Below are 15,669 nucleotides of genomic sequence, written 5' to 3'. Positions count from 1 at the left end.
GGTCATGCGGTGATGACCCTCCCCCATTGACTCAAGAAGCCGGAATCCGCCCTTTCCAGATGCGGATCCGCTGTTCGCCATACGGATAAGTCGCTTCACCGCAATAGCGGAAAGCAGATGGGAAGTCGGTCATTTGCGAGGGGAACGCGGGCAAGCTTCCGTCTGCGTTCATCTTGACCGCGATAGCCGCCTCGCTGACGACAGAGGGTGCACGCGCCAGCACCGCTTCCGCTTGCGCAACATTGTTGAGCCAGGGAGTGATGACCGGCACAGCGTTCAATGCCAATGCCGCACCAGGGATGTTGTAGAGCCCCAGGAACGGGGTTTCAGGGGTGATGCCGCAGCTTGCCACGGCAGCGTCCATCTCTTGGACGAATTGCCTCGTCGGCGCGTCGACGCGAACAAGCCCCAGTGCGCCGACGGAAACCGGCAAATCCTGCTCTCGCATGCTCGAACTCATGTTGTAGGGCAGCTTCGACTGGTAAACCAGGATCTGCACGCTCGTCATGAGCACAAAACCCGCAAGAACGGCACGAGAGACGGCTCCTCCCTGGAAGGTATTTTTCCTGGCATAGCCAGCCAGCGCAGCAAGACCGCCCCAAGGAGCCAGCGAAACGATGACCTGACTGAAGAGCGCATTGCCCGTGCCCATCGCAACGCTGTACGGCAGGAGAACAAGGCCCGCCGCCAGCCAACGCTCGCGCGTTGAAAACAATGCCCAGCCGCTCAGCACCAACAGCGCAAGCAGAATCAGGGCATGCTGCATGTACTTGATGTATTGGTCAGCGCCATAGGCGAAATAGTCCGCGCTGACAATCACGTGTCCGAGCGCGGCAATAACCAGAACCAATGACGCCCAACGACGCCAGAAGGCGTGGAGGATCACCGCCGCGATGAGGAATGCGTGAACCTTCAGCGCCGTGGCAGTGTGGATGGAAAACTCGACGGCGTAACGCCAGAGACGTGTCAGGATCGATTCGCCCTGGACCATGCGAAACAAATCCATTCCTCCCATGAAAGCCCCCAGCGCGGCGCCCGGGGTCGTCTGAAGCAGGAGTAGAGCAGCCACGCAAGCCACAGCCCCTGCCCCAAGGAAGATCACCGCCGACCAGCGCGGGCGCGCAGTGCCATCGAGCACCAGAGCGCAGATGGCAACGAGCAGCCAGGTGGCCACACCCGCGGACGGCTTGCATACGAACTCCACACCGACAGCCGCTCCCGCGGCGATCAACGACGCGAAGCGCAATGCGCCTGACGGCTGCCCGCATGCAAGCAGCATCCATCCAAAGGCCGCGTACGCGCCTGCAGATGCCAACAGGTTGTAGCTGGGCGAGACATTGATGGTGATCGCGTACAGCAAGCCACAAATGATGGAAACGCTCAAGACCGACAGGCGTTGGGGCCACGAGCCGCGATCAGCAGCCACCCGAAGAATCCCCAGCCCCAGCACGACCGAACTCCCGACCAGCACCACGAACCCTGAAGCCCTGAAAGTCGTCAGGCTACCTGTGATGTCCCAGAGCAGGCTCGTAGCCCATTGCTGCGCACTGATGTAGAGCTGCGTTGCATCGGGATGCATGGCCAGCAGCAAATAGTAGGCCTCGTCGGTAATCTCGAAGCCTCGATCTAGCGCCCATCCGCAGTAAGCCAGCACCGCAGCCAGCGCTAACAACGCTAACACGGCGACACCGCGATCCGTCAGGGCCACTGCACGCAGCGTCGGCTCGCGCACTGCGTCGCGGCTCACCGGCCCGCCTCTCGTTCAGTCCGCAACGACCACAGCTTCGCCGACAGAAAATTGAAAACCACGATCACCGGAATCAACAGCATCTGACCGTAGAAAGGCGGAATACGGGTTTTTGAAGTCAGCAGATGCAGAAGCACGACATTCAAACCCACGGAGACGAGCCCCGCGGCAATGTACTTCGCGAAACGCGCACCGAACGTGATTCGTTCGCTTGGCTTGAACACCCAGAAATAATTGAGGGTGTATGTAAGGCACATCCCGACAAGCGCGACGATGACCAACGCAATCAGATGGTTGACCTGCAGTACGACGACGGCCAGGTAAAAGAGAACAAGCGTGAAAACAAAGTTCAGCGCCCCGATGACGGTGAACTTCGAAAACTGCTTCGTGAGGGCCGGAAGGCTCACCGCAAGGCCGGGCTCAAAGCCTGTCCCTGATCACGTAGTTTGGCCGCTTGCGCACTTCCTCGTTGATGCGCCAGACATACTCGCCCACCACCCCAAGCATCACCATGATCAACCCGCCCACCAGCAGGATGGCAATCATGATGGGTGCCCAGCCATTGAAAGGCGTGTCGCCCCGCATCCATGCAAATACGATGCTGAGGCTGTACAACACGCCGAGTGCGGATGTCACGAGACCGACGAGCGAAATGAAGCGAATCTGACCTGCCCCCTTCCAGCCGTACCAGCGTAATGGCAGTGAAGTCCGTCAACTTGGAGAATGACGGACATGAGAAAGAGCAGATATACCGAGGAGCAGATCATCGGTTTCATCAAGCAGGCCGAGGCCGGCTTGCCCATCAAGGAGCTGTGCCGCAAGGGCGGCTTCAGCGACGCCACCTTCTACAAGTGGCGTGCCAAGTACGGTGGCATGGAGGTGCCCGATGCGAGGCGCCTGCGTGAGCTGGAGGCGGAGAACAACAAGCTCAAGAAGCTGTTGGCCGAAGCCCACCTGGACATCCACGCGCTGAACACCGCCTTCGGGGTAAAGCGTTAGCCCCACAGGCCAAGCGTGCCGCCATCGCCACCATGATCGAGCAATGCGGTCTGAGCGAGCGGCGGGCATGCAGGCTTGTGGGGCTCTCACGCGACAGCTGGCGCAACCCACCCGAGATCGATGCCATGACCCAGGAGCTCAGCAGCAAGATCGTGGAGATCGCGCACGTGCGCCGGCGCTTTGGCTATCGGCGCATCCACGACATGCTGCGCCCGCACTTCCCCGGGGTGAACCACAAGAAGGTCTACCGGCTCTACAGCGCGGCCAACCTGGCCGTGCGCAAGCGCAGGAAGGCCAAGCGGCCCGTCAGCGAGCGCGTGCCGCTGCAGCTGGCCAGGACGGTCAATGAGGTCTGGAGCATGGACTTCGTCAGCGACAGCCTGAGCACCGGGCGGCGCATCAAGTGCCTGACGGTGGCCGACGACTTCAGCCACGAGTGCGTGAGCATCTCGGTGGACTGGGGCATCTCGGGGCAGTACGTGACGCGGCTGCTGGACCAGGCGGCGGTCTTCAGGGGCTACCCGCTGGCCGTGCGCACGGACAACGGCCCGGAGTTCACCAGCAGGGCGTTCATGGGTTGGGCGCAGACCCACGGCATCCGCCACATCCTGATCGAGCCTGGGCGACCCATGCAGAACGGCTACATCGAGAGCTTCAATGGAAAGTTCAGGGACGAGTGCCTCAACGAGCAGTGGTTCGAGACGCTGATGCAGGCCAGGTCGGCCATCACCGCCTGGCGCCAAGACTACAACGAGGTCAGACCGCACAGCAGCTGTGGGCGAATGCCACCGGCAAAGTTCGCCGAGCAGCATCGCCAGCGCGCTGGCGATGCTGCTCGAACCAGCTCAACCACCATCGAGATCAATTAATCTTGAAACCCCGGACTTCCTCGTTATGAATGGCACGGCGGAAGGGGGCAGGTCAAATCGGCAAATACGATGCATCGAGCATCGCATCCAGAAAATTCTTGAGCTTCTTGGCAAAGTTGTACTGCGACTTCCCGATGGTTCGCTTCTGCCGCTCATAAGGAATGAAGCTCGTTCGGTACCCTGTCCACAGCAGGTCGCCCTGGAAGAATCGGTGCCGCACGTCAATGGCGTTGAATTCGTCCATCACCCGTCGATCCATCAGCACAAAATCGAAGCCGCCGGCAGGCATCTGCGGAATGGCCATGCGGAGCATTCCATAGGCCATGCGGGAATAGGTTTTGGCGAGCCAGCTGTCTTCACGCTCGATGCGGTGGCAAATGACGATTTCCGAGCCGGCCAGCCACTGATCGACCATCTGGGGGATCAGCGTCACGGGGTCCTGAAGATCGGCCGAGATGTTGATGACAGCGTCGCCCGAGGCCTCCTTGAAGCCAGCCAGCATGGCGGCCATCTGTCCGAAGTTGCGCGTGAAGGTCAGTCCCTTCACGTTCGGATCAGCCGCGCAAAGCTGACGTATCTCCGCGAGAGACCCATCGGTCGAGCCGTCGTCCACGAAGATGACCTCGTAGGCATGCGCCGCCAACTGATCAGCGAACACGCCCTTGATCTTCTCGTAGGTCTTGGAGATCGCGCCTTCGTTCTGATAGACGGCGACGACGAACGAAACCTTCATTTGCTCGGTCCCCGTTCGCACATCAGGAAGATGCTGGAGCAAAGATCGGGATAGACCTGCCCGAGTTGATAGCAGCCCTCGAGGTACTCCTTCGAGATGATGTCGGTCGCCAGCAGGCGGTCCCACTGGAAGTTCGCGAGCGCCTTGAAGAAGATGCCGCTGCGATGAACGACGCGCAGGCCGGCGGCCACGGCGTCACGCTCCAGCGTATCGAGCGAATAGGTGCAGCGGTGGCCGTGCTGATCTTCCGCCGGCGTGACCGCCGCGTTGTGCGTGATGAGTCCCATCTTCACGGCGATCTGCCGCGAAGGCGCGTTGGCATTCGGACAGACCAGGAAGAAGCGTCCGCCATCCGCCAGCCATTCATCGTTGATGCGCTTGAGCAGGCCGACGGGGTCGTCGAGATGCTCCAGCACATGGGTCAGCACGATGTTGTTGTACCGACGCGGCAGCTTGGCCGTTTCGAAGCGCGAATGGATGAACTCGATCTTGTCGCCCAGCTTGCGCTTCGCTTCCGTCAGGGCGACATCCGACGCTTCCACGCAGGTGATGTCGTCGAAGTAGCTCGTCAGCCGCCGCGTGAAATCGCCCTTGAAACTTCCCAGTTCCAGCACGCTGCCCGCCCGGTTCATGAACGGCTCGAAGGACCGCAGCATGTAGGGATGCATCACGTCGAAGTCGAAGCCATAGGCGTATTGATGGTCCGCCGTATCAGCGATTTCTGCGTCGTAGTTGCGTTCAGTGTTCATCTGTTCCTCCGCTCACCGCGGGTCGTTGCATGTGTATCAGGTCGCCTGTCCGGGATTCGGACTCGAAGCCCATCCTGGCGTACAGGCGGACAGCCGCCTCGCTATTACCGTTGACTTCGAGCCTGAAGCGCTTGAGCCCCCGTGCGTCCAAACGGGCAAAACAAAGCTGAAACAATCGCTGTGCCAAACCCGCGCCACGGCATACCGGTGCTACGCTGACATTGGTCACAAACAGGTCCGGCCCCGCATTTTCGTACACGGCGACAAGCCCGACGAGACGGCCATCGAGGCCCCAGGCCTCGAAACGAACCGCGTTTTCGGCAATCTTGGCGCTGTACGCCTCGATGTCGACGCGGGCAGCCAGGGGCGGCTTGAAACTGTCGCTGCACTCCAGCAGATGCCGGACGATTTCGGCAGCCGAGGCACGATTGACCGAGAGTTCGAATTGCCCCGATGTCATTCGAGCACTGCGAGCCCGAAGCCGTAGCGCCCGAACTCGTTGCCATTGTAAAGAAGGTAGGTCTTGTCCCGGAACGTGAAGGCGTGCGGATAACACTGCATGTCGGAATCCCATTCGCCTTCCGGTACCTCGAGGCCAGGCTCATCGTCATTCCGGACCCAACTCTGAAGATCGTCCGAATAGGCGTGGCCGATTGCATAGCCCCGCCCCTTGGTCTGGCGAAAATCGAAAGACTGGCGGTAGCAGAAGAACATGTGGAACCGGCTGCCTACCTTGACCACTGTCGGCAACGCCTGGCTCTCGTCAACGCCCAGGCGATCCGAAATGATCTGATTCGCCTCTTCCTTCGTCCAGTTGACGCGGTCCGTCGATGTGGCGTGGCCGATCTTGTAGGTGCGGTCAGGGGCCGCGCCGTCCTGATACTGCTTCCAGCCGGTACCGAAGATGTACCACATGTGAAACACACCATCGATCGGCAGGACGAACGCATCGCCCACCAGGCACGGCTCGTGCAAAGACGCGCCCATGACCGGTCCGTGGCCAAGCTTGGAGAAAGTCAGACCGTTGTCGCTGCTTTGCGCCAATCCGACGGCCGTGTCGACCGAGACCGACACCCGGCGGTTCCAACCGCAAGTGAAGGCGAAGATATCGCCACCGTCGCGCACGATGTTGATCGGAAATATGCCGTGCTCATCGAAGCAGCCGAGTTCGCCGAGCGGAATCACCGGCTTCTCGGAGACGCGAATGACCGTGCGCAGGTCGGCAGCCATGTCGACGAAAGCCACATGGCTCAGGAACTTGCCGTTCTTGGGATCGACGGCACGCGTAGAGAAATAGATGCGCACGAAGTCATCGAAGACCAGCGTCTGCGGCGATTGGGCGAACTGCACACAGCCGTTGGGAAGCGCATGCGCCGTCGGGTCGAAGATCTTTCCAAGTCTTTTCCATTGCTTCGCCATGTCTTACTCCAGCCTTCCGTCCAGCAGGGCCAGACCGAAACCCTCACGCCCCACACCATTGCCCAGGTAAGCCATGTAGGTGTTCCCGTCGACCTCGAAGACATGCGGATAGCTCACCATCTCGGAATCCCAGCCTGTGTCCGAGACATCGATTCCCGCTTTGCTGTCGTCGCGCACCCAGTGAAGCAGGTCTTCGCTGTAGGCGTAGCCGATCCGATAGCCGAAGGTCTTTCCGCGATAGCCCGCGCTATAGCGGTAGCAGAAGAACATGTGGTACTTCCCGTTGGCATGAAACACGTCGGGACTGGCCTGTGCCTCATCCTCCTCGATGCGGCTTTCGATCAGGTCGCGGTCTTCCTTTCGCCACGTCGTCCCGTCGTCCGAGGTGGCCATGCGGATCTTGTAGACGGGCTCGGCCCGGCCATCGACCATCTTCCACTTGCGTCCGGCGATGTACCAGAGGTACCACTTGCCGTTGAAGCGCCGGATCTTGGGCCCGCTCATCACGAAAGGCTCGTTGGGCGAGTAGCCGATCACGGGTCCCGCGCCCAATTTGGTGAATGTTTCGCCGTTGTCGCGGCTGACGGCGCAACCGATGGCCACGTTGAAAGGCACCGACTCGCAGCGCGTCCATCCTGCGTAATAGGCACGAACCTCATCTCCATCCCTTGCGACCGACACGGGATAGATACCGAACTCGTCGAACGCACCCAATGGGCCCAGCGGGAGGATCGGGTTCTGGCTGATATTCACGACCTTTCGCAGATCGCGGCGATCCAGATCGAGAAACGCCGAGTAGCTGACGTATTGCCCCTTTGCGTCCGCCTTCGGACGGCACGAGAAGTACACCCGCACGAAATCATCGAACAAAAGCGTCGCGGGTGCCTGCGCGAATTCATTCATCCATTCACGACCATGCTGTTCGCCCGGGCTGAAAATCTTGCCCCATTTTTTCCAAGTGAACATCTTCAAATCAATTCGAATTTGGTTAGCAACGAGTCCTTGATCTCGTCGACGGGGTTGAACATGATGACGTCGATCATCGACAACCAAGGCACGAATGGCGCGCCGAACTGCCTGTATTCGAACGGCTTCGAGCGAATGAACTGCAACACAATGTTTTGGCTCGCGAAGCGCTCGCGCGAATAGAGCTCGAGGCCGCCGATGGTGTTGATGTAGGTATCGGCGTTGCAGGCTGCGCAGATCGACAGCACGCGATCTTCGCCCTTCAGTTCGTGGTCGGCGGGTACTCGCGACGAGATTTCGATGCGCGTTTCAATACCGAGGTATTTGCAGGTTGCCACTATCGACGCATGGAGATAACGAAACAGGTTCGTCTCCTCGCTCATCACCAGATCGCGGGCCAGTTCAATGCCCTGCTCGAAATACGGCGCTGCGCGATAAGAGCCAATGAACTGGTTCAGCAGCTTCTGCCTGTTGAAATCTGCGGCCAACTCGCGCTCCCGGACGTCCAGCGCATCGGAATCTTTTTTCAGTGGCAGCGAAAACACCGCGTCCGTGCCGTTCTGCAGCAGCCGGTTGCGGTTGATCCAGCCCTTCTTCGTGTACTTGATGTTGTCGTAAACCACGAAGAGGTCCACCGCAGCGATCAGCTGGAAGTACCCGATGTACGGCAGAAAGTAGGGCTGCATGATCCCGACTTTCATCGTCGCTCCATCCAGTTCAACACCGTGCTCATGCCGCCGCGATCAGACTGACGATTCGCTCGACCTGCGACATCTCGAGGTCCGGATAGATCGGCAGGCAAAGAATGCGCTCCGCTGCGCGGCTGGCGTTCGGCAGGTGATCGCGGCTTGCCGTCGGCAGCCCCCTGTACATCGGGAACTCGGAAATGAGCGGGTAGAAATACCGGCGAGGATGGATGCCGTTCGCCTTGAGATGCTCGTAGAGCCCGTCGCGAGAAAGGCGGAACTCCGGTCCCACGAGAATCGGGAAATAGGCGTAGTTGGCCACAGTCTCACCCGCGTCCGCCAGGCACACGATGCCCGGCACATCTTCCAGCAATCGTCGATACGCGGCGTCAATGGCGCGCCTCAGGTCCAGCGCCTTGTGCAAGTGCTTCAGCTGCAGCAGTCCGAGCGCCGCATTGAACTCGCTCATCTTCCCATTGATGCCCGGCGCAACGACCGTCACCTCTCCGACGTGACCGAAATTCTTCAGTTGATCGATGCGGGTCTTGGTGGTCGCGTCCTTGCAGATGATTGCACCGCCCTCGAACGTATTGAAGACCTTCGTGGCGTGAAAGCTCAATACCGACATGTCTCCGTGATTGAGAATGCTGCCGCTCTCGTCTTGCACGCCGAATGCATGCGCCGCGTCGTAGATCACGCGCAGGTTGTAGTTGTCCGCAATCGCCTGGATCGCACGGGTGTCGCAGGGATGCCCGTAGCAATGAACCGGCATGATCGCCGTCGTCTGCGGGGTAATGAGCGCTTCGATCCGCTTAGGGTCCAGATTCAGCGTATGCGGGTCAACGTCGGCAAAGACGGGCTTGATGCCGTTCCAAAGAAGAGAGTGCGATGTGGCAACGAACGAGTACGGCGTGGTGATCACCTCGCCAGTGATCCGCAGCGACTGAAGCGCCGTGACCAATGCGATGGTGCCGTTGGTGAAGAGCGCTATGTGTTCGACACCCAGGTACTCGCAAAGCGCCTTTTCCAGTTCCTGATGAAACGGACCGCCATTCGTCAGAATCTTGTTGTCCCAGATCTGCTGCAGGTAAGGCAGGAATTCGTCCAGCGGCGGCAGATACGGCTGAGTGACGTAGAGAGGCTTGTTCATGGGGTCTTTTGATTTCTGAGCGTCAAGAATGCAGCATCTCGTGCACTTTAGCGTGCACTTTTGCGACGGAAACAACGTAGTCGGAATGCTTGAAGTCCGTGCTCTCCACAGCCTCGCCTTCAAGGAATTCGGGATTGAACCCGAGATCGAGCATCGGCCCCAGCCAGCCGCCCCAATTGAAGCTGTTCTGCTGCCCCAGGATCAAGGCCTTGACCTCTGGCGCAGCGAAGATGAGGCTGTTCAGCGCGGAACCGTTCGGCGCCACGACGAATTCCGCTTCGCCGAAGGTCCGCACTTGATGCTCGAAGTCGAGTTCTTCCATGAAGACCGTCTCGAACCCCATCGACTGCAGGTCTTCGATGAGTTCGCTCTCGTTGCGCAGCAGCCGCCAGCTGCTGTTTTTTCGCGAAAGAAACAAGCGGCGCGAGCGCTGGCCAGGAAGCTTCCGACCTTTGGCGATCCTGTCCTTGATGTATTGCATGGACTCGGCGCTCCACGAGGCCTGATGTTCGGGCGGAACACCATGATCCCTGAACAATTCCACGGGAAAGAATGTGGTGGTCGGCGCAACATGGAGGCACCCCACTTCCAGCACTTGGCCACTTTCGATTCGATGCAACGGGTTTCCAACAAGTGCCGCCAGAAAGTCGAAATGCGATTGCGGCATGCCTGCGTCGACAATGATCGGCAACTGTTCGAACCGCGGGTTTCTTTCAAAGTAGCGCAGCTTCGGAAGAAATTCGGCAAACCAGTGGCCATAGGCATTGCTCGCAAGTCCCGAGAGCATGATTCCTTCGTCAAGTCTTTCACTGGCACCCTGCTGCGCGAGCAACAGGGCATCGGACCGTTGCGCAATCACGGTCTTGTCGTAGGCGAGACTGACTTGTTCACCGTAAAGCGGATGCGCCAACACGTCCGACAACACGTCCGCATCCCCGGCGTAGATGAGGCTCGAGTTACCCACGATGCTTGCATTACGCACTTCGGCAATGTATGGAGCGCTGCCCAGCACATGCTTCTCCTTGGGAGCGTCGCGGTACGTCTCCGTTGGCGTAACCAGCCGAATAGAAACCGGCTCGCCCAGGCTCACATAGTTCTCGCCATGTGCCAACGCCCAGTCCTGCACGGTACGGACGTGACGGAACGATGCTTTCGGCTTCCCCGCCTCTTCAGCCCGGACCAGCAAGCCGACGAGGTCGGCATCTCGCCGCCAGAAGAACAGGAACTTCAACACCAACGGATCCGGGAGCTTGTCCGCGGCATGGAGCTTGTCGAAAAGCGTCGAGAGCGCCTCCCCCTCCTCCGCCTCACGCATCGGCAGCGCAATATCCATGGCCGCCTCGAAGGGTTCGACGACCGATGCCGCATCCAGGGTGCAGCAGGTCATGTACCTGGCGAGGGCCTCTCGAGGCGCACCCAAGGCCTTCTCGACGTGCGCGAGCAGCAGATTTGCGTAGAAGTCACCTGCATTCAAGGCCACAGCCGGAATGAGATGCCGTTGCGCTTCAGAGGGCCTTCCGCTCTGGAAATAAGCGTAGCCCAGAAACAGCGATGCCACGAAGCTTGTATCCGGAGCCTTGATGGTCGAAAGGCAAAGCTCGATGGCACCGTCGAAATCACGCTGGCCTGCAAGCGCCATCCACTTGGCATGCTCGGCATAGATGTCGATCGGGGGCGATACAGCCACCGCCTCGTTGGCCGGCGCAATCGGAGCCGGCTCTGCAACGGCTCTTCCAGGCACAGCCTCTGCACCTCTAAGCTTGCGCGCAACGGTTTGAATTATTCTGGACAGCATCGGAAAGGATTTATTCCTGAGTTGGGAGAGGTCCGGTGCGGCGTCGATACTGGCGCTGCGCGAATGCAGAAAAGCGACTCAAGGTCTGCAGAGATTTGATTTCTGCAAATGAAGCAGGATTTCCCCGCTGAACCGATGGCTCCTCTTGAGCACCGGGAACGCACGCCGTGGAGCTTTCAATCAGACGGATTCATGCTCTCGCAGAGTGCATCCGCATTCACGAGAATCGGGCAAATTTTACGATTGTCACAAAGATTTCTGAGCTAATCGGTTGAGATTCAGGCCCAGTCGACTTGCCTTTGCGATGAACGACGGATCCTCTGCCAGCGCAATGGCGTACTCGAGGCCCGCCATGCGCAGTTCGTCCCGGGGGTGCGACAACAGCAGACTGGCCTTGTCGAACGAGGTCAGTGGCACTGAACTGTCTGCCACGGGCTCAAAGAAATAGGGAAAGGCGCGTCGAAGCTCTTCCGGCATACCAGTTTCGAGCACGGTCTTAATGACCGGAACCGTCTCCGCGGCCGAAGCCACGCTCCCCCCCTGCAAGGACAGGTTGCCAGAGTGGCGACGGTAACGGACCACGCGAGGACCCAATTCGGCAAGGCTCATACCCGCTGCCGCGGCTCTCAACCAGTAGTCGTAGTCCTGCAGTTGCACCAGCCCGGGCCGGAAGACCCCCAAGCTCTGCACGGCTTCTCGGCGCATGAACGCCGTAGGTGCGCACAGAAAATTGCCTTGCAGAACCAACGCCCGCAACATCGACGGGATTGGCGAACTGTTGAAGAACACCGGAAAACTCGCATCGTCCATTGGTTTCCCGCCTTCGTCGATCAGGAAAGGCTTGGAAAAGACAATGTCATGCGGCGTCGTCCGCATGATTTCCAATTGCACGTCAATCCGGTCCTCAACGCAAAGATCATCCCCCCCCAGCAGCGCGATGAACGAGCCGGTAGCCGCGGCCAGACCAGTGTTGATCGCGGCCGAAGGCCCCGCATTCTTCTGTCTCAGCAGAACGATCTGCTCGCCGAACTCAGCCTCGAGCAGCTCCGGCCCGTTGTCGGTAGACCCATCGTCCACGACGATGACCTGCAGGTTCCGATAGGTCTGCCGAACGGCGCTGCCCACTGTCTCAACAACAAACTTGGCTTGGTTGAAGATGGGGATGACGACACTGACCAGCGGCAAGGGCATTGACGTTGCTTGACCTATGCAAAGAACTTGCGGATCTGAGCCACCACCGCGTCAACCTGCTCAGGCTGCATTTGCGGCCAGATCGGCAGAGACAAGGTTTCGTTGGCTGCCGCGGTTGCCAGGGGAAGGCTGTCCGCGGGCAAGCCGAGCTCGGCATAGGCCCCTTGCACGTGCGGCGGAATGGGATAGTGGACCAATGTCTGGATGCCTTGCGCCGTCAGGTGCGCCGACAGTTCCGCACGGCGGCCGGTGCTGATCACGTAGAGGTGATAGACGTGCGTGCTGTCGCTAGGCACATGCGGAATGCGAATGTCGCCCACTCCGCGCAGTCCCTCGGAATAGCGCGCCGCCAGCGCACGGCGCTGCTCGTTCCAGGCATCGAGCCGGCCAAGCTTCGTGCGCAAGAGCGCAGCCTGCAATTCGTCGAGCCGGGAATTCACACCGGCAACTTCATGCACATACTTCTGGCTGGAGCCATAGTTTCGCAACATGCGCAGTTCGCCAGCAAGCGCATCGTCGTTGGTGACCACGGCACCGGCGTCGCCCATGGCACCCAGATTTTTGGTCGGGTAAAAGCTGAAGGCGGCTGCATCGCCAAGGACGCCAGTCCGCTTGCCGTTGTGCGTGGCACCGTGGGCTTGCGCCGCATCCTCGAACACGAAGATGCCGAGCGGGCGGGCGATCTCGTTGATCGCGTCCATCGCTGCGGGCAGCCCGTACAGGTGCACTGGAATGATCGCCTTGGTACGGCTGGTCAACTTCTCCTTGATGCGCGCGGGATCGAGAAGGTACGTTGCCGGATCGATCTCGACCGGAACGGGCGTTGCCCCAACCATCGAGACACCCAGCCAGGTTGCAATGAAGGTCTGCGAGGGCACAAGCACCTCGTCTCCGGCCTTGATGCCGCGCGCGCGCAACGTCAGCGCGAGCGCGTCGAGACCGTTGCCCACGCCAATGCAGTGCTTCGCGCCGCAATAGGCAGCGAATTCATTTTCGAAGGCAACGAGTTCACCACCCATGATCACATGGCCGCTCTTCATGACCTTCGAAAAGGCCTGCGTGAAGTCATCGGCCATTTCGGCGTGGCCGGCGTGAATATCAAAAAACGGAATCATGGGATTATCCTTTTCGCGCAACAGAAATGAAATCTTCGTAATTTCGGATGTAATCGGACTCTTCGTATTTCATGGATGCCAGCACCAGGCAGACAGCACCCGAAGAAAAATTATTCAATTCTCGCCAAACCAGGGATTTCATTAAAATCCCCTGGAAGGGACGATTGCAGGTCACGGTTTTTCTCTCGAAGCCATTGTCCAGAATGACATCAAAACTGCCGGCTACTGCAATGATCAATTGCTGGAGATTGTGATGTGCATGCCCTCCGCGGGCTTCCCCCGCCGGAACATCGTACAAATAGTACACACGCTGGACATCAAAGGGAATGTGCCGACCGCCCTCGATGAAGGTCAAATTTCCTCTTGGATCGCTCAAGCGCTCCAAGTCGATCAATTCAACCGCATCAGACAGGGATGTCCCGAATTTTCTAGTCTCTTTCATCGTCGTTCCCTTGCTCATTATTTTATGCGCGAGATTGCCGCGACCACGGCACCTTCGTCGACATAATAATCATCGTGTAAGCTGTAAATATCGTCTCGCGCGTTTGCACGTGGCCCTTGCAAAATCGTCACCGCCGCACCGGACACCCGCCCCAGAAGCTCCCAGAAGTAGAGTTGGTGACTTGGGTGGTCGGATGCCAGCACAAGCACGCGAGTGCCCGGTCGACACCAAACCATATTGCTCATCTGCGCTCCCGTCGAGCCCACTACCATCTCGGCATCCTGAAATATTCGAATTTGCTCCTCGAGATCCAACTCATCGGCGCATACGATTTCAAAACCAATTTTCAGCAGGCGATTTTCAATCTGCTTTTGATTCAATAAATTTCGGTAACTTCCGTTGCGACTGGCAAAAATCCTTCGCTTCCCAGCGATTGCGCCAACCGGGAAGCGCTGTTTGCAACGATCAATGGCCATGCGAATACGACCTACATCAAGACCGGTTTGCCGAGCTGCGCGGCCACCCTCGTATGCATCAATGACCGATGTGAGATCGGAGGGATAGTACATCTCCTCCACTCGATACAGTGTCCCCTTCTCCAAGGCGATGACGGGTCTGCGCGCAGTATTGGAAATGTCGAAAAGCTTTTCGATATTGGGATGAAGGTCGCCCGTCACGAGAAATGGCACTGTAGGCGGAACTCCGGCTTCTTCCGCCAGAATCATCCGTGGCAATGTTTCTGCAATGAAATGAAAATAATTATTTTCATACTCATGCATGACATTCAAGCCGGACTCGACCCATGCGCCCTGGCGCAGCATTGCTTCCAAGTTCAGTTGGCCAGAAGTTGCAGAGCGCGTTGCCTTTTTGTATTTGACGGCGACATCCGGCTGCGCAAGGAAATGCGCATTTTCGTCATGCAGCAAAAATCCGGAAGGAGCAACAAGGTAGCGTGTGCCGGCAAGCAGCATCGATTTTTCTATCCGCGCAACATATGCACTCGGCGGGTAATCCGGCGCACCATTCAACCCTTCGCAGAATCCACCGGCCACCCGGAAAATATCTCGGGCATTGCCACCTTCCTGCAGGGTTTCCAAGGAACCCATGGCACGCACGGGTAGCTCGATCGAGCAAGGCACGGCCGCCAACGTTGGCGGCAATTCGGCCAAATAACCAGAGAGTGCCGCCCAAGAATCAAAGTGCGCGGGCCGCTTGGGAAGCCGCCCTTCGGCAGCACCAAATCTCAAGAAATGCGCCAGAGGGCTCGCCCTCGTCGCGGCAACATCCGGATATTTCTCCAAATACCACTTTGGATCGAATCGAGGGCTCGGCGGATCACCGGCACGCTCACCTATTTCGAAATAATGAACGAACGGATTTTTCCGGCCTGAACGCAACTCAGGGTGCCGCGCCACGTACCACGCCGTATCGAACATGGGGTTGGGATCCCCTGTCATGAACCCGACCTTCAGATAATGGTCGAGCGGGTTCTCGAGAACTGCCTTTTTCCCAAGCCCCTTTGCATACCAGCCCGCGTCAAAAAGCAGCGCGAGGGAGGGCACCTTTCTTGGCACTCGCTTGCGGAATGCTCCCTTGGCAGCCCTGTAGAGGCGCCTGGCCTTCTCCTTGATTGGCAAACTACTCACGACCTCGCCGCCTTCAGACACTGGTGAGACTCCTGAGAAACAGCGAACCGCAGAGGCACTTGCGCCCGATGGGTGCAGCAGAGTCAAGGCGTTTCGTCATTTCTTGAAGATTCTCAAAAGTGGGCAAGCACTGATGCCCGCTCAAGCATCAGGAATTCGGAC

The 15,669-nt window shown here is 58.8% G+C and carries 16 protein-coding genes; 1 reads left to right on the top strand and 15 read right to left on the bottom strand.

The window, feature by feature from the left end; translation table 11 throughout:
- Positions 1–31: 31 nt before the first annotated feature.
- Genes L3V85_RS06450 through L3V85_RS06440 form a run of 3 tightly spaced genes read right to left on the bottom strand, consistent with a single transcriptional unit; the run spans position 32 to position 2,383 of the window.
- Positions 32–1,747: a hypothetical protein gene (locus tag L3V85_RS06450; RefSeq protein WP_237678558.1), complete on the bottom strand. Its 1,716-nt coding sequence runs from the start codon at positions 1,745–1,747 to the stop codon at positions 32–34.
- Positions 1,744–2,154, bottom strand: a complete 411-nt coding sequence (locus L3V85_RS06445; RefSeq protein ID WP_237678557.1) for a GtrA family protein — start codon at positions 2,152–2,154, stop codon at positions 1,744–1,746. The genes L3V85_RS06450 and L3V85_RS06445 overlap by 4 nt, the downstream gene beginning before the upstream one ends.
- Positions 2,155–2,167: 13 nt before the next feature.
- Positions 2,168–2,383, bottom strand: coding sequence for a hypothetical protein (locus L3V85_RS06440; RefSeq protein WP_237678556.1), 216 nt, complete (start codon positions 2,381–2,383; stop codon positions 2,168–2,170).
- Positions 2,384–2,479: 96 nt separating this feature from the next.
- Between L3V85_RS06440 and L3V85_RS06435 the strand changes: the two genes are divergently transcribed.
- Positions 2,480–3,615 (top strand): IS3 family transposase gene (locus L3V85_RS06435; RefSeq protein WP_414080174.1). Its coding sequence is split into 2 segments (ribosomal slippage): positions 2,480–2,735 and positions 2,735–3,615, totalling 1,137 coding nucleotides; the frame shifts between segments, so codons are not numbered across the junction.
- Between the two features lie 52 nt (positions 3,616–3,667).
- Here L3V85_RS06435 and L3V85_RS06430 read toward each other — a convergent pair.
- The 12 genes from L3V85_RS06430 to L3V85_RS06375 form a co-directional block, all read right to left on the bottom strand.
- The gene (locus L3V85_RS06430) at positions 3,668–4,348 is read right to left on the bottom strand and encodes a glycosyltransferase family 2 protein (protein ID WP_237678555.1); all 681 of its coding nucleotides are present in this window, start codon (positions 4,346–4,348) and stop codon (positions 3,668–3,670) included.
- Complete coding sequence (locus L3V85_RS06425) at positions 4,345–5,097, bottom strand: class I SAM-dependent methyltransferase (RefSeq protein WP_237678554.1); 753 nt, start codon at positions 5,095–5,097, stop codon at positions 4,345–4,347. Before L3V85_RS06425 ends, L3V85_RS06430 begins: the two co-directional genes overlap by 4 nt.
- On the bottom strand, positions 5,087–5,557 hold the full coding sequence (locus L3V85_RS06420) for a GNAT family N-acetyltransferase (RefSeq protein WP_237678553.1): 471 nt from the start codon (positions 5,555–5,557) through the stop codon (positions 5,087–5,089). Before L3V85_RS06420 ends, L3V85_RS06425 begins: the two co-directional genes overlap by 11 nt.
- A complete protein-coding gene (locus L3V85_RS06415) occupies positions 5,554–6,516 on the bottom strand; it encodes a hypothetical protein (RefSeq protein ID WP_237678552.1) in 963 nt (320 codons plus the stop codon). Before L3V85_RS06415 ends, L3V85_RS06420 begins: the two co-directional genes overlap by 4 nt.
- 3 nt (positions 6,517–6,519) lie before the next feature.
- Positions 6,520–7,482, bottom strand: a complete 963-nt coding sequence (locus tag L3V85_RS06410) for a hypothetical protein (RefSeq protein WP_237678551.1) — start codon at positions 7,480–7,482, stop codon at positions 6,520–6,522.
- Positions 7,483–7,484: 2 nt separating this feature from the next.
- Positions 7,485–8,183, bottom strand: a complete 699-nt coding sequence (locus L3V85_RS06405; RefSeq protein ID WP_237678550.1) for a WbqC family protein — start codon at positions 8,181–8,183, stop codon at positions 7,485–7,487.
- A 28-nt stretch (positions 8,184–8,211) separates the two neighbouring features.
- Entirely contained in the window at positions 8,212–9,318 is a 1,107-nt protein-coding gene (locus L3V85_RS06400) for a DegT/DnrJ/EryC1/StrS family aminotransferase (protein ID WP_237678549.1), read from the bottom strand.
- Positions 9,319–9,340: 22 nt separating this feature from the next.
- Positions 9,341–11,113: a glycosyltransferase family 61 protein gene (locus tag L3V85_RS06395; RefSeq protein ID WP_237678548.1), complete on the bottom strand. Its 1,773-nt coding sequence runs from the start codon at positions 11,111–11,113 to the stop codon at positions 9,341–9,343.
- Between the two features lie 246 nt (positions 11,114–11,359).
- A complete protein-coding gene (locus L3V85_RS06390) occupies positions 11,360–12,304 on the bottom strand; it encodes a glycosyltransferase family 2 protein (RefSeq protein ID WP_237678547.1) in 945 nt (314 codons plus the stop codon).
- A gap of 14 nt (positions 12,305–12,318) precedes the next feature.
- Positions 12,319–13,419 carry a DegT/DnrJ/EryC1/StrS family aminotransferase gene (locus L3V85_RS06385; RefSeq protein ID WP_237678546.1) on the bottom strand — a complete coding sequence of 367 codons (1,101 nt, stop codon included), beginning with the start codon at positions 13,417–13,419 and terminating at the stop codon, positions 12,319–12,321.
- 4 nt (positions 13,420–13,423) lie between these two features.
- A complete protein-coding gene (locus L3V85_RS06380; protein ID WP_237678545.1) occupies positions 13,424–13,861 on the bottom strand; it encodes a sugar 3,4-ketoisomerase in 438 nt (145 codons plus the stop codon).
- A 17-nt stretch (positions 13,862–13,878) separates the two neighbouring features.
- A complete protein-coding gene (locus L3V85_RS06375; protein WP_237678544.1) occupies positions 13,879–15,528 on the bottom strand; it encodes a glycosyltransferase family 61 protein in 1,650 nt (549 codons plus the stop codon).
- Positions 15,529–15,669 lie beyond the last annotated feature (141 nt).

Source organism: Variovorax paradoxus (genome assembly GCF_022009635.1).
GTDB lineage: Bacteria > Pseudomonadota > Gammaproteobacteria > Burkholderiales > Burkholderiaceae_C > Variovorax.
This window is presented reverse-complemented; position numbering and strand designations above follow the sequence as displayed.

Excerpts from the sequence above, each read along its gene's own strand:
- L3V85_RS06430 (WP_237678555.1), bottom strand. The coding sequence starts at position 4,348 with ATGAAGGTTTCGTTCGTCGTCGCCGTCTATCAGAACGAAGGCGCGATC.
- L3V85_RS06425 (WP_237678554.1), bottom strand. The coding sequence starts at position 5,097 with ATGAACACTGAACGCAACTACGACGCAGAAATCGCTGATACGGCGGAC.
- L3V85_RS06420 (WP_237678553.1), bottom strand. The coding sequence starts at position 5,557 with ATGACATCGGGGCAATTCGAACTCTCGGTCAATCGTGCCTCGGCTGCC.
- L3V85_RS06415 (WP_237678552.1), bottom strand. The coding sequence starts at position 6,516 with ATGGCGAAGCAATGGAAAAGACTTGGAAAGATCTTCGACCCGACGGCG.
- L3V85_RS06410 (WP_237678551.1), bottom strand. The coding sequence starts at position 7,482 with ATGTTCACTTGGAAAAAATGGGGCAAGATTTTCAGCCCGGGCGAACAG.
- L3V85_RS06405 (WP_237678550.1), bottom strand. The coding sequence starts at position 8,183 with ATGAAAGTCGGGATCATGCAGCCCTACTTTCTGCCGTACATCGGGTAC.
- L3V85_RS06400 (WP_237678549.1), bottom strand. The coding sequence starts at position 9,318 with ATGAACAAGCCTCTCTACGTCACTCAGCCGTATCTGCCGCCGCTGGAC.
- L3V85_RS06395 (WP_237678548.1), bottom strand. The coding sequence starts at position 11,113 with ATGCTGTCCAGAATAATTCAAACCGTTGCGCGCAAGCTTAGAGGTGCA.
- L3V85_RS06390 (WP_237678547.1), bottom strand. The coding sequence starts at position 12,304 with ATGCCCTTGCCGCTGGTCAGTGTCGTCATCCCCATCTTCAACCAAGCC.
- L3V85_RS06385 (WP_237678546.1), bottom strand. The coding sequence starts at position 13,419 with ATGATTCCGTTTTTTGATATTCACGCCGGCCACGCCGAAATGGCCGAT.
- L3V85_RS06380 (WP_237678545.1), bottom strand. The coding sequence starts at position 13,861 with ATGAAAGAGACTAGAAAATTCGGGACATCCCTGTCTGATGCGGTTGAA.